The organism is Winogradskyella forsetii, from assembly GCF_013394595.1.
Lineage (GTDB): Bacteria > Bacteroidota > Bacteroidia > Flavobacteriales > Flavobacteriaceae > Winogradskyella > Winogradskyella forsetii.
Genome location: NZ_CP053348.1, coordinates 410,755 through 431,818 on the forward strand (window position 1 = coordinate 410,755; position 21,064 = coordinate 431,818).

The window sequence follows — 21,064 nt, forward strand, 5'->3', positions numbered from 1 at the left end:
GGGTTAGAATGAATTGTTAAATTTTGAAAAAATTATATATACAATATATATATTTGATATATAAAAAATTTATTAATGATGGGAAAGACAAAAAAATTGATAGAGTTAGACGATAAAGCCATCGCTATTTTAGAAAAACAAGCCAAGCTTCAAAAACGCTCGTTAAAAAATTATATTGAGTTTACGCTTGAAGATATTGCCATGCGCTACAGCGAACCATCAGAAGAATATAAAAAGATGATGGATGATATGTTAGATAGAGTAGATAGGGGAGAAATAGAATTTATACCAGTCCAAGACTTTAGGAAAAAGTATGATTTATAAACTGATTATTAGTCCTGAGGCTTTTCGTGAAATTGAATTAGCAGAATGTTTCTTTAAAATTAAAGGCGTCGAACAATCATTTTTAAATGACTTAAACAAACAGTTTTTGTTCTTGGAAAAAGCACCATTATCTCGCCAAATTAGGTACAGGAACATTAGAATTCATCTTTTAGAAATCTATAATTACGCTATTCATTATAAAGTTACCGAGGGACAAGTTATGATTTTACATATTTTCAATCAATCTCAAGATTATTAAATGAAAACATACATCGCACTTTTAAGAGGTATCAACGTTGGCGGCCATAAAAAAGTCCCAATGGCAGAGCTCAGGGAATTATTAGAGAAATCGGGATTAGAAAATGTAAAAACCTACATTCAAAGTGGCAATGTTATCTTTCAATCTTTAACTAAAGATTCAAAAACTTTAGAAAAAACGATTCAAAAATCAATTATTAATCATTTCGGATTTGAAGTGCCAGTTCTAGTCAAAACCAGAACTGAGTTAGATCTTATATTCAAACATTGTCCGTTTCCTGAAGCGCAAAAAGTAGAAAGCTATTTTATAGTTTTGAGTCAAAAACCTAATAAAGATTTAGTGGATGACATTGCTCAAAAGGTCTATCCAAATGAAGAATTTGTAATTACAAATGAATGTGTTTATATATATTATGTGCTTGGGGCTGGCAAAGCAAAATTGGGTGTTAATTGGTTTGAAAATAGACTAAAAGTAAAAGCCACAGCTCGAAATTTTAGAACTATGGCTAAACTTTTAGAAATGACTACTTCTTAATTATTTTAAATTTGGTTTGATTTCCATCAGAACTATTCACATTTATAAAATATACTTCCGGACTACCATCGATATTTAAATCGAGGTATTAGAATTTAGGAAACGTTCATCAGAAATATCCGAGAATAGTGGAAATTAGTTACTGCCAAAAGTTATGATTACTTGCGCTTCTCCAGATCTTGAAGTGACATAATCTATAGTTTCGCCATAAGATGGATTAATTGTGTTAATAGAAGCTGAACCTAAATAAACTCCATATTCAGTCATGTTATCAATTAGATATACTGGATCACTTTGGGTTTCATTAGTCCAAGTGTAAGTTCCTCCAGACGTTGTATATATAGATCCATCATAATTAACTATTGAAAACGTTATTATCTCGAGTTGATAAGATATAGCATTCTCGTAAATTGGAACTTGAAAACCTACTGAATGAACTTCACGAGTACCTTCTCCCTCTGGAAAACTATCATGAAGCCAATTAGAGGCATTTATGGTCAGTATTATGGTCTCTGGTTCTGTCGCAAAAAAGAAATCGTCTTGTGATGTCCCACCTCTACCATCGTCAGCAATAATATAACCATCATAACTGGTTTCTGGTTCTAAACCTGTAAAGTTATAAGATAATGCAGTTCCTCCTGTTGAGATCAGCTGATCTTCTAAATAAATTGAATAGGTAATAGGGTCATCGTCAATATCAATGGCTTCTGTCCATTCTATATTGGCACCGTCCATACGTGTTTCTAAGATGGTTACAGAAAATGGACCTGGATCAAGGTTATCTGGGTCGTTTTCTTCAGATGAGCAATTAAATACTAAAAATAGTATAGCGAATACATAACTGAATTTTTTCATAATGTTTTGGTTTAAATAGATTGTTTGTTTAGGTATCGAAAAGTTTAAAGAATGTCATCCTAGTTTTTTCATTTTTTACCAAATGAGAAAATCATAATACTGTTTTTAAACATTATAAAACCATTATCTTTGTCAGATATTTACATGTAATGACAGATCAAGATTTTATTCTCAAATCCTACAATACCAATATTGAAAACGGTACCGTAAAATGGGAATCACCAAGTAATATTGCTTTGGTAAAATATTGGGGAAAAAAGGCACATCAAATTCCAGAAAATCCTTCGATAAGTTTTACGCTTTCCGATTGTAAAACCATAACGGAAATCTCATTTGCTAAAAGAGACCTTTCGACTAGTTTTAGTTTCGAAGTATATTTTGAAGGAAAGAAGAACGAAGCTTTCAAGCCAAAAATTCAAACCTTTTTTGAACGCATCGAAACCTATATGCCATTTTTGAGGGATTACCATTTCAAAATTGAAACCTCAAACACATTTCCTCATAGTTCAGGAATTGCCTCTTCAGCATCTGGCATGAGCGCCATAGCACTTTGCTTAATGAGTATTGAGCGGTCGCTGAGCGAAGTCGAAGTGACAGATAAGTCATTTAACCAAAAAGCCTCATTTCTAGCGCGTTTAGGTTCAGGAAGTGCGTGCAGAAGTATAGAGGGCGAACTCGTGGTTTGGGGAAAAAATGAAAGTATTCCTGAGAGTTCAGACTTATATGGTGTAAAATTTGAAGGCGATGTGCATTCAAATTTCAACAATTTCCAAGACACTATTTTATTGGTCGATAAAGGCGAAAAGCAAGTCAGCAGTACTGTTGGCCATCAATTAATGTATGGTCATCCTTTTGCTCAAGAGCGATTTAAGCAAGCACATGAAAATTTGGCGCAGCTGAAAACAATTCTAGCATCTGGCAATTTAGACGAATTCATAAAAATTGTGGAAAGTGAAGCCTTAACGTTACATGCCATGATGATGACGAGCATGCCTTACTTCATTTTAATGAAACCTAATACTCTGGAAATCATCAATAAAATTTGGTCCTATAGAGAAAAAACCAATTCTAAAGTCTGTTTTACACTTGATGCAGGAGCAAATGTCCATGTGTTATATCCGCAAAAAGAAAAGGAATCGGTTCTCGAATTTATTAAGAATGAATTGATTAGGTATTGTCAAAATGAGCACTATATTTGCGACCATATCGGACTTGGTGCAAACCAAATTTAATTATTATACGTATATTTGTTAAAGCAATTGCACATTATACATGAAGGGACCATTATTTTATTCAAAGATTCTTTTATTCGGAGAATACGGAATCATCAAAGATTCTAAAGGCTTATCTATTCCATATAATTTTTACAACGGCGCTTTAAAAGTGGATGAAAATCCTAATAAATTGGCTCAAGATTCTAATGCCAGTTTAAAACGTTTTGTAACGTATTTAAAAGGTTTGGATAAAGAATTGGTAACTTTTGATATTGACAGCTTACAACAAGATGTGGATACCGGAATGTATTTCGATTCTTCAATTCCACAAGGCTATGGTGTAGGAAGTAGTGGTGCTTTAGTTGCTGCGATTTACGATAAATATGCCACCGATAAAATTACCGTTTTAGAAAATCTGACTCGTGAGAAACTCTTGAAGTTAAAAACAGTTTTCTCTGAAATGGAATCGTTTTTTCATGGAAAATCTTCAGGCTTAGACCCATTGAACAGTTATTTAAGCCTTCCTATTCTAATCAACTCTAAAGACAATATTGAAGCTACAGGAATTCCTTCTCAACAAACAGAAGGAAAAGGAGCAGTTTTCCTGTTGGATAGTGGAATTGTTGGGGAAACGGCACCAATGGTTAGTATTTTTATGGAAAGTATGAAAAATGAAGGGTTTCGTAGCATGCTTAAAGATCAATTTATAAAACACACCGATGCTTGTGTAGATGATTTCTTAAAAGGCGATATAAAATCCTTATTCAAAAACACTAAGCAACTCTCAAAAGTGGTGCTTAATAATTTTAAGCCAATGATTCCTGCCCAGTTTCACGAACTTTGGAAAAAAGGCATTGACACAAACGATTACTACTTAAAACTTTGTGGCTCTGGCGGTGGAGGCTATATTTTAGGCTTTACCGAAAATATCGAAAAAGCTAAAGAAGCATTAAAAGGACAGAAATTGGAAGTTGTATATAGCTTCTAATACGAATGATATAATATACAGACCTCACAGGTTTTTATAACTTGTGAGGTTTTTTTAATTAAAGCCATGTTAACAAGACGGCAGAAACACATTCTTCTAAAATTTTTCAGCCTGTTCTCGGTCGTTCGAGGTTATAATATTCTTGTTATCGTTATTGCCCAATACTTAGCTTCCGTTTACATTTTTGGTCATGATAAACCGGTAAAAGCTGTACTGTTAGATGTCAACCTCTTAATGTTGGTATTAGCGTCTTCAGCGACGATAGCAGGCGGTTATATTATCAATAATTTCTACGATTCTGAAAAAGATCTTATTAACAAACCAAGAAAAACGATGTTAGATCGTCTGGTAAGTCAGAATACCAAATTGTCGTTTTATTTTGTACTTAATGTCGTAGCCGTAGTTTTCGCTAGTTATGTATCTTTTAAAGCGGTAATCTTTTTCGCCATTTATATTTTCGCCATTTGGTTCTATTCGCATCGTTTAAAGAAACAACCGATGGTTGGTAATATAGTGTCTGCCATATTAACGGTAACGCCATTTTTTGTCATTTTTATCTATTATCAGAATTTTGAAAAAGTCGTTTTTGCCCATGGAATATTTTTGTTTCTATTGATTTCCATGCGCGAACTCACAAAGGATTTAGAGAACATAAAAGGCGATTTGGCCTTAAATTACAGAACGGTTCCTGTAGTATATGGCGAAAAAGTATCAAAAACGATGCTAACCGTTGTTGGTGTTTTAACCATGGTTTCGGCCGTGTTACTTATTTCATTTTTCAAGATTGGACACATGTATTATTACTTCTATCTTAGCATAGGCTTATTGTTTCTCTATCTCATTTTACTGTTAAAATCAAATAAGAAAACCCATTATTTGATTCTTCATAATATCTTAAAGTTTATCATTGTCGCTGGTGTTTTGTCCATACTATTGATTGATGTTTCTATTGTTTTGAATAGGATATAGATAAACGTTTTATGTTTTCGAGTTGTTTCACTCAAACAAGTTAAGGAATTACGTAGATGCTATTATCTAATATTATACCTTTGCATCTTATATCATTAGGGTTTAACACGATGATAGAATTTATAGTAATAATTAATAAAATTCCCGATCTCACGGGAAATGTATATGAGCAGACATCAAGATAGCAAAGGAAAAGGGAAAACTTCAGGAAGAGGAAATGCTAATAGCAAAACCAAAAGTTATGCTAGAGGAAACGCTCCTTTTAAAAAGAAAAAGCAACCAGCAAAGCAAACCTCAAATCCAGATGAGATGCGTTTAAATAAATACATTGCCAATTCTGGTGTGTGTTCGCGTCGCGAAGCGGATGAGAATATCGCTATTGGCTTGGTATCCGTAAACGGTAAGATCATTACCGAAATGGGCTACAAAGTAAAACGAAGCGACGAAGTGAAGTTCGATGGGCAACGCATTACTCCAGAACCAAACGTATATGTGTTATTGAACAAGCCTAAAGGCTTTGCGACCACAACAGCCGAAGGAAAAGGCAGAACCGTTATGGATTTGGTGGCCAATGCGACCAATGCCAGCATAAAGCCAATAGGCCGTTTAGGGCGCAACTCCTTAGGCTTGTTGTTGTTTACCAATGACGATAAAGTGGTACAGAAATTTACCAATTCCAAAAAAGGCGTTGAGCGTTTATTCCAGGTAGAGTTGGATAAAAACCTAAAATTTGAAGACCTTAAAAAGATTCAAGAAGGTTTTAAGGTCGAAGGTAAATTAATCACGGTCGAAGAAATTAGTTATATACAAGGTGAATCAAAAAACCAAGTTGGCATTAAAATCAAAAACACAGGGAACACCATTCTACGGACCATCTTTGATGAACTTAATTACGATTTGGTAAAAATCGATTGTGTTGCCATTGGCCATTTAACCAAAAAGGATATTCCTCGTGGCCATTGGAAACATTTAACAGAGCAGGAAGTGAGTACTTTAAAAATGCTTTAGTGATAGGGTTTATGCTTTAACATAGTCGCTGCTGTGCCTAATTATCTCAAACTTTATAGCCTCATCTTAATTTCTATTTGTTTTATTCGGATGTTGGCAGTAGTAGTTAATGTTCGATGTAAATTTATTCAAGTTTTTAAACATTAATTTTATAATCATTATTCGCAATGTTTGGATAATCCGTTTTTATTAATGTCAAGAATATTAAGTTTTCCAAATCCATAATTTCCTCCTAATCGTTTTTCCGAAATTATTTCTTTTGAGTTCAATTGTTTTATAGCACTTGCATTCTTTGTAATAATTCGAGCAATAATATTTTTACTCATTATTTCATAATCATAAAATCCATAAGGTCTTGCTTTGTCATATTCAAGGTTGCAGTCAAATTCTGTACTGCTTTGAATTCTTACTGGAAGGTTTATATAATTATCGAGTAAATATCCATCTTTTTTTAATAAACTAAAAACTATTTTATGTTCATTCGAGTCGTACGTGCCTTGTTCAAGATTAAAGAATAAATCTATTTCATTTTCAGAAAGTTGATTATTGAGTAAAACGATTGATTCGTGAGAATTTACGTTACTTCTACTATAAACCTTGTATATTTTATCCGATAAGAAAACAAGGATTACAATTACGATAATTGCGATTAATAATTTTTTCAATATGTATTAATGTTTGATTTTTGTTAAAATTTATTCTCGTGTTCATTTCCGTTTTTTGAGCTATACACGTTGTTCTGCGTAGTTTTTATTTTATTTCTTCAGTCAATGTATTCAAGTAGTCAACCATTTTATTCAGATTTTTCATTTCAGATCCGGAACGTCTATTAGTCCAATAAAAATGATGACTTCCAATTTCCGATTGAATTCTTGGGTTATAAACTTTCTGTATTCTAAAGTCTTTAATCAGATATGTTCTTATTATAATATTTATCAGTCGTTTTTGTTTTCTGGGTTTCCCCAATACACGTATTGATTCGTGAGCAGTTCCACCGAATTCAGGCATACAATATACTTTTGCTCCAGGTCTAAATTGCTTACTACCTTTTTTAATTTCTTTTTCCATTCCCCAAAAATGCTCATCAACTATATTTCCGACAATACAATATTCAAATTCTCGATTATCAAAATCAATTTCCTTTTTTGGATTAATCCAACTCGATATTTTGTCTTTTAAGTTCAATTTTCGTTGATTAAGTCAAATTGCGTAGAACGCTCAGTGTATGGTTTGTTGCGTGGTTAAGTTACTAATTTAGCAAACTTTGACGAGCCTGAGAAAATTCCGAAGGAATTTTCCAGATAAGCACTTGGTAAGCAATGAACTATACACAACTTAAGTTAGCATTTTATTAAATTAGACAAATAAACAGAAAAGACAAAAGAGAGGAATAAGGTTAATATACACGCAGAGACCTAGATCTCGTCAACATTGAAAATCCCCTCTCTTTTCTACACAGATTTCGTACAGTTCTATGAGGCCTTTCGGACCTCGGTTTTAAGTCGTTGAAACTCGCGTAGGTTGTCCTTTCATAAAAAACATTTTGTTATGAATAAAGGTATTAAATTTTTTGGAATTGACATTAGCCATTTGGTGTTCGATGTTACGGACTCTGACGGCAATTACTATCAGTTTAAAAACAACGTTTCAGGTTTTAGGAAGTTTATAAAACTCTTAGATTCACAGAGTCATTGTGTTATGGAGGCTACGGGTTATTACCACTATCAATTAGCCTATTATTTACTTGAGTCAGGTATCAAGTTATCAGTTGAGAATCCTTTAGCGGTGAAACGATTTATCCAGATGAAGTTGTCAAAAATTAAGACAGACAAAAGCGATTCCAAACTTATTTGCGAGTATGCAAAACAAATGGAATTAAAGCTTTGGCAAGGTAATTCTAAAGAAGAAACAGAATGTCTGCAGATCGTCAGAGCCCTTTCTGTGTATACAAAACAGAGCACTATGCTCAAGAACAAGATACATGGCGAAGCGGTTTTGGGCAATCCAAGCAAGATCGTTGTTACGTCTTTAAAACGTAGTTTAAGACAACTAACAAAAGAGATGAAAACCTTGGAAGAAAAGCTGTTGGCTTTAGTAAAACAATCGCACCAAGATCTGTTTACAAGATTAAAAACCATTCCGGGTATTGGTCCAAAAACAGCGATTATGTTAGTGGTCCTGACGGGTGGCTTTGATCGGTTTACCAGCGCAAGTGAGCTGTGCAGTTATGCAGGTCTGACGCCCGTGATTAGACAAAGTGGAAGTAGTGTAAAAGGGAGACCAAGGATAAGCAAAATAGGGAATCAGAAACTGAGGAATTTATTATTTATGTGCAGTTTTAATGCCTGTAAATACAACAAGGCTTGCCGAGATCTCTACGAGCGAATTGTGGCCAAAGGAAAGAGCAAAAAACTAGCGTTAATTGCCGTTTGTAATAAGCTGCTAAAACAGGCCTTTGCAATCGCAAAATCAGGATTGATATATGATGCAGAATATAAAAGTACGCTAGTGAAAAATTAATGAGATTTTACTTGTTTTTTACCACAGTACTTTGTTGGCAAATCGTTTTTTATTTCCGCTACATTCCATCTTCTCGTTCTGAAAGCCAATCTTTATATTTAGTTTTTAATTTGTCTCTTTTTTCTTGATTATCAACTATTATGTCCATTCCACCATCATAAGGTGATACAATACAATTCCTTTTCGGACAAACGAACATTGCTCGAAATTCATCGTCCGCAATATTTTTCAATAGTCTGTTTTGAGAATTAATTCTCCAAGTATCAGGTTTGAAATAAACATCATAAAAAAAATCATCTTCATATTGTTCGGGATAAGTTTTATGAAGTTCAATCGTTCTGCTTTTTTTAAATTTTCCGTATTCAGATAATTCGGTTGAGATTTTGTCGTTCAATTCCGTTTCGTATTGACCAGACACAATTATTATTTCCGTATTCTCTCCAATTAGGTCAGAAATCAGTTTGTTTTGTCTATTCAATATTATCTGATATTCATCTTCCGATTCCGCATATCTTTTCGATTCGGGTAAACTATGAATTCGTAGCCATCTTTTCGGATAAACACTTTTTAATTCGTGTCCGATTTGATTCGATTCAGGATAATTTAAATCCCAATATTTATTAAATTCTATGCTGTTCATCAAATGTTTGCCAACGTTTAGGCTATGAGTAGTTGCGCGGGTTGGCACGAAACACTGCAAGTACACACCAGACTGAAAATCGCAAGGATTTTCAGAAGTAGGCGAGAACAAGCAATTACTTATAGCCATTGTTGTGCGTTCGTTTTTTTAAAAATTCAATTCCTTTTTTAGTTCATCAGGTATCAATAACCACGAAATTCCATCACTTTTCTGTTTAACGTGCCACACCACAATTCCATTAGTTTTTTTCCAATAGACAGTTTTTCCATCTTCATCTTTGAGCATAAATGGCGGAATCCAAATCAATTCAATATTTCCATCTCCTGCCCAACCAGATTTTAAAAATCGTTTTTCAGCAATCGAAATATAATCTTCAGCATTTTCCAAACAATCTTTTGGATTCAAAGTGAAATGTAGATTATCAATATATTCATAAATAAGCAATTCAAAATCATTTAATGCCTTTGGTTGATAGTCAATAATTTCAGTTTTTTTAATCGTATAAGACATTTTTTATTTCAGTTATTTTATTCATTCAATTTTTCTCGATTAACATTTTCAGAACGTTGCTGTTAAATGACGCACAACACCCATATAAAGTAACTCAAGCCATAAAAGTAACGTTATTTCGCTAAAGTCTTAACTTCTTGGTTGTCGTTATAAAGTTAATCATATATCGCTAATTGTCAAGTGGATATTTAATTCTTTTGTTACCTTAAGAAAAGAACTACTTATGCGCTGTCATAGTATCATTTACAGTTTTAAATGGTATTTTATTTTAACTCGAAAAGCTAAATATTCCCATGATAAGAGGTAATTCAAAAAAAATAAAAAAAAGTACGCCATATTAAAAAATAATATACATTTGTATTGAAAATTGGTGTCCATCTAAACAGATGATAAAGCCAATTTTAGCTGAACACATTGAAACATGTTTTTATGTTCGGGCTTTTGAAAATTAGGAAGTCATATTCAAGAGCAGCTTACAGGTTAAGTAACCGAATTTTAGAGCTAACTTCCGCCTCTGTGATTGCTGCCAGCCAGCATATCTATGGTTTTGCACCTACTACGCAAAGCCAAATCCAAGTATGATATTATGATATAACGTAATCTTAACATAATTTACGCTTAAAATCTTTATTTTACACCTTCATTTCTCGTGAAAACGGAATCCATTTAAATACATCACATGAACAATAAATATATTGATCTCATCGATCAATCCTTTCACTTTCCACAAGACGAATTTAAACTTGAGGACAAAGCGCTGCAATTCCATGATATCGACTTAACGCAATTAATCGAAGACCATGGCGTACCGTTGAAATTCACCTATTTACCGCAAATATCCAATAACATCCAGCGTGCCAAAACATGGTTTGCAGATGCCTTTAAAAACCATAAATATAAAGGCAAATACAATTATTGTTATTGTACTAAAAGTTCGCACTTTAAGCATGTGTTGGATGAAGCCTTAACCAATGACATTCATATTGAAACCTCTTCGGCTTTTGATATCGATATTGTAAAAGCACTAAAAAAGGAAGGTAAAATCACCGATAAAACGTTTGTGTTGAGCAATGGTTTTAAACGAGAACAATACATTAGCAATATTGCGGATCTTATCAATGATGGTCACAAAAATGCGATTCCTATTATAGACAATTATGAGGAACTCGATTTATTGTCGCAGGAAATTAAAGGTAAGTTTCAAGTTGGAATCCGGATCGCTTCTGAAGAGGAGCCAAAATTCGAATTCTACACCTCGCGTTTAGGCATTGGTTACAAGAATATCGTCCCTTTTTACAAAACCCAGATTCAAGAGAATAAAAAAGTAGAATTGAAAATGCTGCACTTTTTTATCAATACAGGAATTAGGGATAACGCCTATTATTGGAACGAATTGCACAAATGCCTTAAGGTCTATACAGCATTAAAGAAAATTTGCCCAACATTGGATAGTTTGAATATTGGAGGCGGTTTCCCAATTAAAAACTCGTTGGCTTTCGAATTTGATTACGCCTATATGGTTGATGAAATTGTGAACCAGATCAAATTGGTTTGCGAAGAAGAAGAGGTGGATACGCCAAATATATTTACGGAGTTTGGTAGTTTTACCGTGGGTGAAAGTGGTGGCGCACTTTATAAAATTCTATACCAAAAACAACAGAATGATCGCGAAAAGTGGAACATGATCAATTCCTCTTTTATCACCACCTTGCCAGATACTTGGGCCATAAACAAACGTTTTATCATGTTGCCCATTAACCGTTGGCACGATAGTTACGAACGTGTGTTGTTAGGGGGTTTAACTTGCGATAGTGATGACTATTACAACAGTGAGCAGCACACTAACGCCATTTATCTACCCAAATACAATAAGGATAAAGATTTATACATCGGCTTTTTTAATACAGGCGCATACCAGGAAACTATTGGTGGATTTGGAGGACTGCAACATTGCTTAATCCCAACACCCAAACATATTTTAATTCAAAAAGATGCGGAAGGCAATTTAACCACTGAGGTTTTTGCAGAACAGCAGAACAGTGAGAATTTATTGGGTATTTTGGGTTATGGTTCTGATAAAAAAGACGAAAGAGCCAAGAAGGCTTCGCTTTCAGAAATCAAATAATTATAACGCGCACCTCAATGTTAAACCAACCTACAAATTATATTACGTAAAAAATGAATTGAAACGGAGAGTTAAAAAACTATACTGTAAGGTTGAGTGCAGTCGAAACCCTCGTGAACTATAAAACATAAATTAAAAAATAAGTATAATTTAATAATCCCGAAGTGTCGGGACTGCTTTCGCAGGAAATGATATGAAACATCTAAAAATAATTCCAAATTGGAAGAATTAGCATGAAGATGTTCTATGTGACCATAACATAACATAAAAAATGACACACATAAAAACAAAAACTTACGCTGGCATTCCAGAAGAAAATGCAAAATTAGAAACATCAAAGATTGTTTTGATCCCTGTACCTTATGATGGTACAAGCACATGGCAAAAGGGCGCCGATAAAGGACCTGAAGCCTTTTTAGACGCTTCAGCAAATATGGAACATTATGATATTGAAACCGATTCTGAAGTTTACCAACAAGGGGTGTTTTTGGCAGATGCGGTTACTGAAAATTCGTCGCCTGAAGCGATGGTAGAAGCTGTTCATCAAGCTACAAAACGCTATATTAAAAAGAACAAATTCGTGACGGTTTTTGGTGGCGAACATTCAATTTCCATTGGTACCATTAGAGCCTTTAACGAAATGTTCGATGATCTTACCGTATTACATATTGATGCACATGCCGATTTACGCGAAAGCTACGACGGCTCTAGCTGCAACCACGCTTGTGCAGTCTATGAAGCGAGTCAAACCACGAATTTGATTCAAGTGGGAATCCGTTCCATGGATGCCATCGAGAAAACGGTTATGGATGAGGATAAAACCTATTTCGCCCACGAAATGGCTGTGGATGATAGTTGGATGGATTCAGCCATTGATCAAATGACGGATAACGTATTCATTACATTCGATCTGGATGCCTTGGATCCTTCAATTATGCCAAGTACAGGAACACCAGAACCTGGCGGTTTGTTGTATTACGAAACGCTTGAATTCTTAAAACAAGTTTTCCAAGAAAAGAACGTGGTTGGTTTCGATATCGCGGAATTATGTCCAAATAAAAACGATAAATCGTCAGATTTCTTAGCGGCTAAATTGTATTACAAAATGTTGAGTTACAAATTTCAGGATGAAAATATAGAAGACGGTTTTGAAAGTAACTTCAACGATTCAACAAACTCAGGAAACAAAAAAACTAAATTTGATACAGAAGATGACTACTAATAAAGGAGAGATTTCAAAATTTATAGAAAAATATTATTTACACTTTAATGCAGCGGCTTTGGTTGATGCAGCAAAAGGTTACGAAGCGCAACTTAATTCGGGTGCAAAGATGTTAGTGTCTTTGGCTGGTGCAATGAGTACGGCTGAATTAGGTAAGATTTTTGCCGAAATGATTCGCCAAGATAAAGTGCAAATCATATCCTGTACAGGAGCAAATCTTGAAGAGGATATTATGAATTTGGTAGCACATTCACATTATAAACGTGTACCAAATTACCGGGATTTAACACCTCAGGACGAATGGGATTTGCTGGAAAAAGGCTTAAACCGAGTAACGGATACTTGTATACCAGAAGAGGAAGCGTTTAGAAGAATCCAAGAACATATCGTTAAGATTTGGAAAGATGCCGAAGCCAATGGCGAACGTTATTTGCCACATGAATATATGTACAAATTATTGTTATCTGGTGTTTTAGAAGAATACTATGAGATTGACCTCAAGGATTCTTGGATGTATGCCGCAGCAGAAAAAAACCTTCCGATAATTTGTCCAGGTTGGGAAGATAGTACCATGGGAAATATCTTTGCAAGCTACGTACTTAAAGGCGAATTAAAAGCAAGCACCATGAAATCTGGTATTGAGTACATGACATTCTTAGCGGATTGGTACACGGACAATTCTGAAAATGGTATTGGCTTTTTCCAAATAGGAGGCGGCATTGCTGGTGATTTTCCAATTTGTGTTGTGCCCATGTTGTACCAAGATATGGAACGACCAGAAACACCATTTTGGAGCTATTTCTGTCAAATCAGTGATAGTACAACGAGTTACGGATCGTACTCTGGAGCCGTTCCAAACGAAAAAATTACTTGGGGAAAATTGGATATTAACACGCCAAAGTTTATTATAGAAAGTGATGCAACCATTGTAGCACCATTAATTTTTGCTTATCTCTTAGATATGTAATGGAAGAACAGAAAATTGAAAATATAGAATTACAGTATTTAACGGTTGATGATTACGAAGAACTAAAATCGGCAACCTTAGAATCCTATGGCGGTGTTTTAAATTCCTATTGGAAAAAACACCATATAGAACGCCTAACATCCATTTTTCCGCAAGGCCAGGTGGTCATTAAAATTGATGGTAACATTGCGGGTTGTGCGTTGTCGCTTATTGTAGATTATGATAAGGTAGAGGATAACCATACCTATGCGGATATTATTGAAGGCGATAAATTTAATAATCACGATGAATTTGGTGATGTGCTCTACGGTATCGATGTGTTTATTAAACCTGAATACAGAGGGTTAAGATTAGGAAGGCGTCTATATGATTACAGAAAAGAGCTTTGCGAAAACTTGAATCTCAAAGGTATTGTTTTTGGCGGACGAATGCCAAACTATCATAAGTTTCAGAGTGAATTAACGCCAAAAGAGTATATTGAAAGAGTTAAGCACAAAGAAATTCATGATCCGGTTTTAAACTTTCAGATTTCAAATGATTTTCATCCTTTACGAATTATAAAAGGTTATTTGGAAGGCGATACCGCGTCAAGCGAATATGCAGTTTTGATGGAATGGGATAATATTTATTATACCAAGAAAAGTAAAAAAGCGAGCAGTGTAAAAACTATTGTCAGGTTAGGTTTGATCCAATGGCAAATGCGTACCTATAATAGTTTGGAGGAATTGATGCAACAGGTGGAATATTTTGTAGATAGTGTTTCGGCGTACCGTTCAGATTTTGCCTTGTTTCCTGAGTTTTTCAATGCACCGTTGATGGCAAAGTTCAACCACATGCACGAACCAGATGCGATAAGGGAATTGGCAAAATATACGGATATCATTGTCGAAAAAATGCAGCAATTATCCATTTCGTATAATATCAATATCATAACAGGTAGTATGCCAGAGCTTATTGACGATAAACTTTTTAACGTCGGTTATCTTTGTCGAAGAGACGGTAGTTTGGAGCGTTATGAAAAAATTCATGTAACGCCAGATGAAGCCAAAGTTTGGGGCATGCAGCGTGGTCATAAATTGCAAACTTTTGATACGGACTGTGGTAAAATAGGGGTTTTGATTTGTTACGATTCTGAATTTCCTGAGCTATCGCGATTATTGTCTGATGAAGGTATGGATATTCTGTTTGTACCGTTTTTAACGGATACCCAAAATGGTTATTCGAGAGTGCGTTTGTGTGCTCAAGCCAGAGCTATAGAAAACGAATGCTATGTGGCCATTGCAGGAAGCGTAGGGAATTTACCAAATGTGAATAATATGGATATTCAATATGCGCAATCAGCCGTGTTTACGCCGTGCGATTTTTCATTTCCTAGTAATGGGATAAAAGCGGAAGCGACAACCAATACTGAAATGATATTGGTTGCCGATGTGGATTTGAGCCTGTTAAGGGAACTGCACGCTTTTGGTGCTGTAAAAAATTTAAAAGATCGCAGAAAAGATGTTTATGATGTTATTCGAGTAAATAAATAAGTATTATATTTAAAAAAATAATTGCAACATTAAGAGAACACCATTAAAGTCCTTTCAAGTTGACAATTCACTCAGTTGAATGAGACGACTGTCCCCTTGAGGGGACTTTAGGGGTGTTATATATTAAAAACAATGCCTACAAGGTTTTAGAAACCTTGCAGGAAAAAGAAAAAATTAGATTTACCTGATGAAACCAAAAGACGCACATTTAAAACGAGTAATAGTTGACTTCAAAAAATTAACCCCAGAAATTTTAGCCCTTTTAGTGGAAAAATATCCAGATGGTTATGATGATGGTCAAATAGTTTCGTTTAAGAATGCAAAAAATGAAACCGTTGAAGCTGTTGAAGTAACCACTGAAGATACCAAGTATTTGGTGAAAGTGAGTACAAAGCTAGAACAGACCATGGAAAATTATGACGAAGAGGATTACGAAGATTTCGAAGATGATGATCCAGATGCTGTAGTGGATCCAGATTTGGAACCAGGTGCTGAGGACGAAGATTTTGAATAAATCTTAGCGATTAGCTCAATTATTTTGTAATTTACTGTATAATAAATGGTTATAAATTTAAAATGGTTGAATTATGGAAACTTCATTTCACATGTCCTTGCCGTGTTTGAGTGTAGAGGAAACAAAAAGCTTTTACCTCGATAACATCGGAGCTTCCTTGGGAAGAGCAAACGATAATTGGATAGATATCAATTTATTTGGTCATCAACTCACATTTATTCAAGCCGAAAAATTTAACTTCAATAGTCCAAATTATGTATTTGAAGGTAAAATGTTACCCTCATTTCATTTTGGAGTTATTGTAGATGTTGACCAATGGGGCGAACTCTATGCAAAATTGAATCATTTAAACTTAAAAGTGGTCACCCAAACCACATTCTTAAAAGATAAAACGGGCGAACATTTGTCTTTTTTCATTAAAGATGCTAACGATTATATGTTAGAATTTAAAAGCTTTAAAGACGCTAACGATATGTTTAAAGTGTAATGTATCTAATTTGTTTATTTAAACAGAATAACTAAAAGAATTCTTCAAACGTATCCACAGTAATTATAACCAAGAGGTTGTAATCTAAAAGCATTTGGGCTTGAGGTGGCAAATTCCCAAAACCACAAACTAAAAATTTTAATTAGTGTCGGATTATTTCGACATAAAAAATGTAATGCAATGAATACAAAAAAAATGATGGTATTTGTGCTTATGGTAATGGTTTTAAGCGCCAATGCAATTTCAATTTCTAAAGAGAAAACTCAAGATAAAATGAAGGTAACAACAGCTGCTACCTTTGATGGCTACGATGAAGACGACGGGTATGCTTTCATCATACAAGAAGATTTGGACGATGAAGACAGTGAAGAAACGGTCTATTTTTCTGAAATTACCGAGGAAGCACTAAAAGCAGTAAACCTAAAGTCTGAAGAGATGATCGGTAAACGCTTTGAGATCACTTATGAAGTGACCGAATATGAAGAGGAAGACGAAAATGGTTATATAGAATTATTTGAAAGCTATAAAATAATTGCCATTAAGACGTTGTAATAAAATCAATCTGAACTTATATAATAACATTAGACTGCTGGGTAACTGGCAGTCTTTTTTTTATAAAAACTTCCCATATAAAAAAGGATAACACAACTCCATATTCCAAAGCAATAATCCATAAATTTTCAGAATTATCAGTATTAGAATACGCCAAATAACTTAAGATCACAACCAATGACCAAACCAAGGGAAATTTGTAATTCGTAAACACACCAAATAAGACTAAAGGTGCAATATACCAAGGATGAACGGTTGTACTCAAAAACAAATAACAAGATAATACCAATACCATCGATGTGATTAGTTTGGGTAAACTATTGTTTCTTTTAAAAAACGCTAACCCAAGAATTATAAGTACTGTAATTGCAGGTAGAACTTTACCGATAACAGCAATTTCATTGTAACCGGTTATGGCATAACCGATAGCTCTTGCGAGATAATAAATACTCGCATTAAACTCAAAATTTCCAAACCAAAGACCCATAGTTTTTGCATAATTATTGACGAATTCCATGGAGAAGAATGGCAGGAAGAATAGTAGTACCGTTCCAACTATAAACGTATAAAATAGTATTAACTTAAATAGATTTCGTTTTTCTTTTCGCTCACTGAGCGTAGTCGAAGTGAACCAACCAAAAAACAAAGGCAAAAACATCAGCGGAATCAACTTCACCGAAATAGAACAAGCCAAAACTACAGCTGCCCATTTCCATTTTCCAGCGTGTAATAGATATAAGGACCAAACGAGAAAGAAAATCATAATCCCTTCAAAATGAAGATTACCTGTTAATTCGATGATGATAAATGGATTTAGAATGTACCAAAAGATTCGTTTTGAAGGTAGTTTTAGACGGTCCAATAGCTTTTTGCCGAAATAAAGTGTACCAATGTCGGCCGCAATTATAAGCAATCGCATGCCTATTACAGAACTTAAAATACTGTGTCCCGGAAAAAGATTTCCTATAACAAAACAAAGTTGTTTTAAAGGTGGATAATTGGTGTAGTGGGAAGCACTTAATGCGCCCATGCCGTTATATAGTTCTACTTGATTGGGAAAACCCGAAAGGATGCCCATTTCCATTTGAAAATCAGGTGTGCTCAAGTAAGGATTAAAACCAATCATTATCATTTGTCCATCCCAAATAAAACGGTAAAAATCCTGCGATAAATTCGGAATGGCAAAGAGAAATAAAACCCGAAATACAATGGCTGAAATGGCGAGTAACCTAAAACCTGAAATTTTTATAATCTGAAACCCAAAGACAAAAAGTGCGACATAAAGCAACACTAGTTTTGTCACATCTGTGCGTACCAAATCATAAGCAAATGATAGATAAAAAATACTGCTCAACAACATGAAGAGGAGTGGTATTTTATGATATTTAAATACGTTGGTTAATGCCTGCATATAGTCAAAGATAGAAGAAATTGGACTATGCAAAACCCAGTTACAAAAAAGATTGACTAGAAAAAGAAACGATTATTATTTTTGAAACTAGAAACTAAATCTTAGAACTTAAGGATTTAAAGAACACATAGCCAAAACCAATAAAGAGCATGAGGTGAAACGGAAACAACCCAAAATCACCACCTTGATCGCCAACAACAAAAGCACTGTACATGCCGAAGCCAAAATAAAGCATCAGAATACCTTCTATAATGACATTAGGCGATAGGTTTTTTCTAAGGTACTTATTGTTTTTCCAATTGTCTTTGTACTTACTCAAATTGAACTTAGGCGTACGTACAAAGTCGCTACGTTTCCCTGCATGGCCTTCAATAACTGCAATGGAATTATGTAGTGAAAAACCCATAGCGATTGAGAAAAAGGTAAAGAACATGCCTATATAGCCAAAAAATCTTTTGAAGCCACTACCATAAATACTTTTGTACATAAACCAATAGCACACAAAAAATATAATAGTACTCATAACAAAGAAGCTCATCACATAAAAATAGTTACGCAAATGGGCATATTCATTCTTAATATACAACATCGGAATACTCAAAACAGCAACAGTAAATATACTTAGGAACATAGTGCTATTCAATAAATGTAATAAGCCGTGAATTTTCGTTTTTGTCGAAATATTATCTGATGTGACCACACGTTTCAACATCTTTCTAAAGTTCTCAGCACCGCCTTTATTCCAGCGAAACTGTTGTGAGCGTGCGGCACTAATAACGATTGGTAATTCTGCAGGCGTTTCAACATCTTCAAGATATTTGAATTCCCAATTTTTTAATTGTGCCCTGTAACTTAAATCTAAATCTTCCGTGAGTGTATCACCTTCCCAGTTACCAGCATCGAGAATGCATGCTTTTCGCCAAACACCAGCTGTACCATTAAAATTAATGAAGTGACCTTTGCTATTTCTACCGACCTGCTCTAAAGTAAAATGCGCATCCAAAGCAAACGCTTGGATTTTTGTCAGCAAAGAATAATCTCTGTTAATATGTCCCCAACGTGTCTGCACGACACCAATTTTTTCATTCTTAAAATAAGGAATGGTGCGTTTTAACCAATTGGGCTGTGGTAAAAAATCCGCATCAAAAATGGCTATATATTCGCCTTTTGCAATTTTCAGACCTTCTTTTAGTGCACCAGCTTTGAAACCACTTCTATCTGTTCTGGTAATATGCGTAATATCTAAACCAATTTTGGACAATTCATCTATGTGTACTCTTGTAGTTTCTAGCGTTTCGTCTGTTGAATCATCTAAAACCTGAATTTCCAACTTGTCCTTAGGGTAATCCAATAACGCTATGTTGTCTAGCAAACGCTCCATAACGTACATTTCGTTAAATACGGGAAGCTGAATCGTAACCACTGGAATTTCTTCAGAATTTGAAAAATCGAAAGTCTCGCAATCTTGGCGTTTCTTTTTTGAAGACAGGTAGTTGTAGAGCAGATTTAACTGTGCCAAAGCATAGAAGAAAATCAGTACTATGGCAATTGTATAAATTACAATTATGGTATATTGAAGGTAGATCACTTAAAACTATATTTAAAAATCCATATCAAGATTTTTATGCCAGCAAAGATAGCACCTTTTATGGTTCCTGAAACTTTTGAGACACCTATTCTATTTCTGTAATTTACAGGGATTTCCCGATAATTTAGGTTTTGTTTTAAAGCTTTCAATTGCATCTCCACCGTCCAACCATAAGTTTTATCTTCCATCTTTAGGTCTAGGAGCTTATGGTATTTAATGGCTCTAAAGGGTCCTAAATCTGTAAACTTTGAACGAAAAAAAAGTGTCATTAAACTTGTTGCTAACCAATTACCGAAAATTTGTGGTGTGGTCATTGAACCCGCTTCACGTAATTCTTTTGTGCGGGCACCAACTACAAAGTCCACATTTTCTTCTAAGATGGGTTGAACTATTTTGGTTAATTCCTCAGGATAATCGCTATAATCACCATCTAAAAAAACAATAATATCTGGTTTAATTTCTAGTTTGGAAATATAATCCATTCCTTTCAAGCAGGCATAGCCATAGCCTTTTTGCTGCTCTGCCAACACAGTTGCACCAGCATTTTTGGCGTTAATTTCTGTATCATCTGTAGAATTATTGCTTACCACAATAATTTCATCTACAATAGATGGAATTGCTTTTATGACGAGAGGAATAGATTGTGCCTCATTAAAAGCAGGAATGATAACTTTGATTTTCGCCATTAAATTTGTTTGAAAGTGCAAAAGTACAACTTTGAAAGTGTAATTGGTCTCTTATTTTTATAGGGCAATGATTAGTTCAAATTCCCGAAAAAACTTGGTTGAGTTGTGTCAAATCTAATATTATTTATGCAACTTCGACTGCGACTGAGACTGCGACTG

General features: G+C 34.5%; 23 protein-coding genes. 15 read left to right on the forward strand and 8 right to left on the reverse strand.

The genetic code is table 11. From position 1 onward, the window contains the following. The first annotated feature begins 75 nt into the window (after positions 1 to 75). From HM987_RS01695 to HM987_RS01705, 3 genes are read left to right on the forward strand one after another with little or no spacing between them, the layout of a single operon-like run. On the forward strand, positions 76 to 324 hold the full coding sequence (locus HM987_RS01695) for a hypothetical protein (protein WP_229719300.1): 249 nt from the start codon (positions 76 to 78) through the stop codon (positions 322 to 324). Beyond that, on the forward strand, positions 314 to 583 hold the full coding sequence (locus tag HM987_RS01700) for a type II toxin-antitoxin system RelE/ParE family toxin (RefSeq protein WP_179004653.1): 270 nt from the start codon (positions 314 to 316) through the stop codon (positions 581 to 583). The genes HM987_RS01695 and HM987_RS01700 overlap by 11 nt, the downstream gene beginning before the upstream one ends. Then, on the forward strand, positions 584 to 1,117 hold the full coding sequence (locus tag HM987_RS01705) for a DUF1697 domain-containing protein (RefSeq protein ID WP_179004655.1): 534 nt from the start codon (positions 584 to 586) through the stop codon (positions 1,115 to 1,117). It abuts the gene before it with no gap. A gap of 135 nt (positions 1,118 to 1,252) precedes the next feature. On the opposite strand, the gene HM987_RS01710 is transcribed toward HM987_RS01705, so the two are convergent. Further along, on the reverse strand, positions 1,253 to 1,972 hold the full coding sequence (locus HM987_RS01710; RefSeq protein WP_179004657.1) for a fibronectin type III domain-containing protein: 720 nt from the start codon (positions 1,970 to 1,972) through the stop codon (positions 1,253 to 1,255). A gap of 149 nt (positions 1,973 to 2,121) precedes the next feature. Between HM987_RS01710 and mvaD the strand changes: the two genes are divergently transcribed. The 4 genes from mvaD to HM987_RS01730 all read left to right on the forward strand — a co-directional run bounded on the left by mvaD (position 2,122) and on the right by HM987_RS01730 (position 6,151). Continuing rightward, positions 2,122 to 3,204 (forward strand): diphosphomevalonate decarboxylase, encoded by a 1,083-nt coding sequence (gene mvaD / locus HM987_RS01715; RefSeq protein ID WP_179004659.1) that lies wholly within the window; start codon positions 2,122 to 2,124, stop codon positions 3,202 to 3,204. A 40-nt stretch (positions 3,205 to 3,244) separates the two neighbouring features. Continuing rightward, positions 3,245 to 4,174 carry a mevalonate kinase family protein gene (locus tag HM987_RS01720; protein ID WP_179004661.1) on the forward strand — a complete coding sequence of 310 codons (930 nt, stop codon included), beginning with the start codon at positions 3,245 to 3,247 and terminating at the stop codon, positions 4,172 to 4,174. Positions 4,175 to 4,240: 66 nt separating this feature from the next. After that, positions 4,241 to 5,143, forward strand: coding sequence for a geranylgeranylglycerol-phosphate geranylgeranyltransferase (locus tag HM987_RS01725; protein ID WP_179004663.1), 903 nt, complete (start codon positions 4,241 to 4,243; stop codon positions 5,141 to 5,143). A gap of 165 nt (positions 5,144 to 5,308) precedes the next feature. Continuing rightward, positions 5,309 to 6,151, forward strand: coding sequence for a pseudouridine synthase (locus HM987_RS01730; RefSeq protein ID WP_179004665.1), 843 nt, complete (start codon positions 5,309 to 5,311; stop codon positions 6,149 to 6,151). A gap of 158 nt (positions 6,152 to 6,309) precedes the next feature. On the opposite strand, the gene HM987_RS01735 is transcribed toward HM987_RS01730, so the two are convergent. Together HM987_RS01735 and HM987_RS01740 are read right to left on the reverse strand one after the other, a co-directional pair. After that, entirely contained in the window at positions 6,310 to 6,816 is a 507-nt protein-coding gene (locus HM987_RS01735; protein WP_179004667.1) for a hypothetical protein, read from the reverse strand. A gap of 85 nt (positions 6,817 to 6,901) precedes the next feature. Continuing rightward, positions 6,902 to 7,336 carry a hypothetical protein gene (locus HM987_RS01740; RefSeq protein WP_179004668.1) on the reverse strand — a complete coding sequence of 145 codons (435 nt, stop codon included), beginning with the start codon at positions 7,334 to 7,336 and terminating at the stop codon, positions 6,902 to 6,904. A 363-nt stretch (positions 7,337 to 7,699) separates the two neighbouring features. Between HM987_RS01740 and HM987_RS01745 the strand changes: the two genes are divergently transcribed. After that, the gene (locus tag HM987_RS01745) at positions 7,700 to 8,671 is read left to right on the forward strand and encodes an IS110 family RNA-guided transposase (protein ID WP_179004670.1); all 972 of its coding nucleotides are present in this window, start codon (positions 7,700 to 7,702) and stop codon (positions 8,669 to 8,671) included. Between the two features lie 58 nt (positions 8,672 to 8,729). Here HM987_RS01745 and HM987_RS01750 read toward each other — a convergent pair whose 3' ends face one another. Together HM987_RS01750 and HM987_RS01755 are read right to left on the reverse strand one after the other, a co-directional pair. Next, positions 8,730 to 9,311, reverse strand: a complete 582-nt coding sequence (locus HM987_RS01750; protein ID WP_179004672.1) for a DUF3885 domain-containing protein — start codon at positions 9,309 to 9,311, stop codon at positions 8,730 to 8,732. 147 nt (positions 9,312 to 9,458) lie between these two features. Continuing rightward, positions 9,459 to 9,821, reverse strand: coding sequence for a hypothetical protein (locus HM987_RS01755; protein WP_179004674.1), 363 nt, complete (start codon positions 9,819 to 9,821; stop codon positions 9,459 to 9,461). A gap of 679 nt (positions 9,822 to 10,500) precedes the next feature. Between HM987_RS01755 and HM987_RS01760 the strand changes: the two genes are divergently transcribed. From HM987_RS01760 to HM987_RS01790, 7 genes are all read left to right on the forward strand, one after another. Beyond that, positions 10,501 to 11,946: a type III PLP-dependent enzyme domain-containing protein gene (locus tag HM987_RS01760; protein ID WP_179004676.1), complete on the forward strand. Its 1,446-nt coding sequence runs from the start codon at positions 10,501 to 10,503 to the stop codon at positions 11,944 to 11,946. 271 nt (positions 11,947 to 12,217) lie between these two features. Beyond that, entirely contained in the window at positions 12,218 to 13,168 is a 951-nt protein-coding gene (gene speB, locus HM987_RS01765; RefSeq protein WP_370622876.1) for an agmatinase, read from the forward strand. Then, the gene (locus HM987_RS01770; protein ID WP_178990604.1) at positions 13,158 to 14,135 is read left to right on the forward strand and encodes a deoxyhypusine synthase family protein; all 978 of its coding nucleotides are present in this window, start codon (positions 13,158 to 13,160) and stop codon (positions 14,133 to 14,135) included. The genes speB and HM987_RS01770 overlap by 11 nt, the downstream gene beginning before the upstream one ends. After that, the gene (locus tag HM987_RS01775; RefSeq protein WP_179004677.1) at positions 14,135 to 15,667 is read left to right on the forward strand and encodes a carbon-nitrogen hydrolase family protein; all 1,533 of its coding nucleotides are present in this window, start codon (positions 14,135 to 14,137) and stop codon (positions 15,665 to 15,667) included. Before HM987_RS01770 ends, HM987_RS01775 begins: the two co-directional genes overlap by 1 nt. Positions 15,668 to 15,854: 187 nt before the next feature. Then, positions 15,855 to 16,181 (forward strand): hypothetical protein, encoded by a 327-nt coding sequence (locus tag HM987_RS01780; RefSeq protein WP_179004679.1) that lies wholly within the window; start codon positions 15,855 to 15,857, stop codon positions 16,179 to 16,181. 73 nt (positions 16,182 to 16,254) lie between these two features. Continuing rightward, complete coding sequence (locus HM987_RS01785) at positions 16,255 to 16,668, forward strand: VOC family protein (protein ID WP_179004682.1); 414 nt, start codon at positions 16,255 to 16,257, stop codon at positions 16,666 to 16,668. Positions 16,669 to 16,848: 180 nt separating this feature from the next. Next, positions 16,849 to 17,220 carry a hypothetical protein gene (locus HM987_RS01790; RefSeq protein ID WP_179004683.1) on the forward strand — a complete coding sequence of 124 codons (372 nt, stop codon included), beginning with the start codon at positions 16,849 to 16,851 and terminating at the stop codon, positions 17,218 to 17,220. Positions 17,221 to 17,236: 16 nt separating this feature from the next. On the opposite strand, the gene HM987_RS01795 is transcribed toward HM987_RS01790, so the two are convergent. The 3 genes from HM987_RS01795 to HM987_RS01805 form a co-directional block, all read right to left on the reverse strand. Beyond that, a complete protein-coding gene (locus tag HM987_RS01795) occupies positions 17,237 to 18,631 on the reverse strand; it encodes a mannosyltransferase (protein ID WP_179004685.1) in 1,395 nt (464 codons plus the stop codon). 94 nt (positions 18,632 to 18,725) lie between these two features. After that, positions 18,726 to 20,216, reverse strand: coding sequence for a cellulose synthase family protein (locus HM987_RS01800; protein WP_179009812.1), 1,491 nt, complete (start codon positions 20,214 to 20,216; stop codon positions 18,726 to 18,728). Then, positions 20,216 to 20,905: a glycosyltransferase family 2 protein gene (locus HM987_RS01805; RefSeq protein WP_179004687.1), complete on the reverse strand. Its 690-nt coding sequence runs from the start codon at positions 20,903 to 20,905 to the stop codon at positions 20,216 to 20,218. Before HM987_RS01805 ends, HM987_RS01800 begins: the two co-directional genes overlap by 1 nt. Between the last annotated feature and the right edge of the window lie 159 nt (positions 20,906 to 21,064).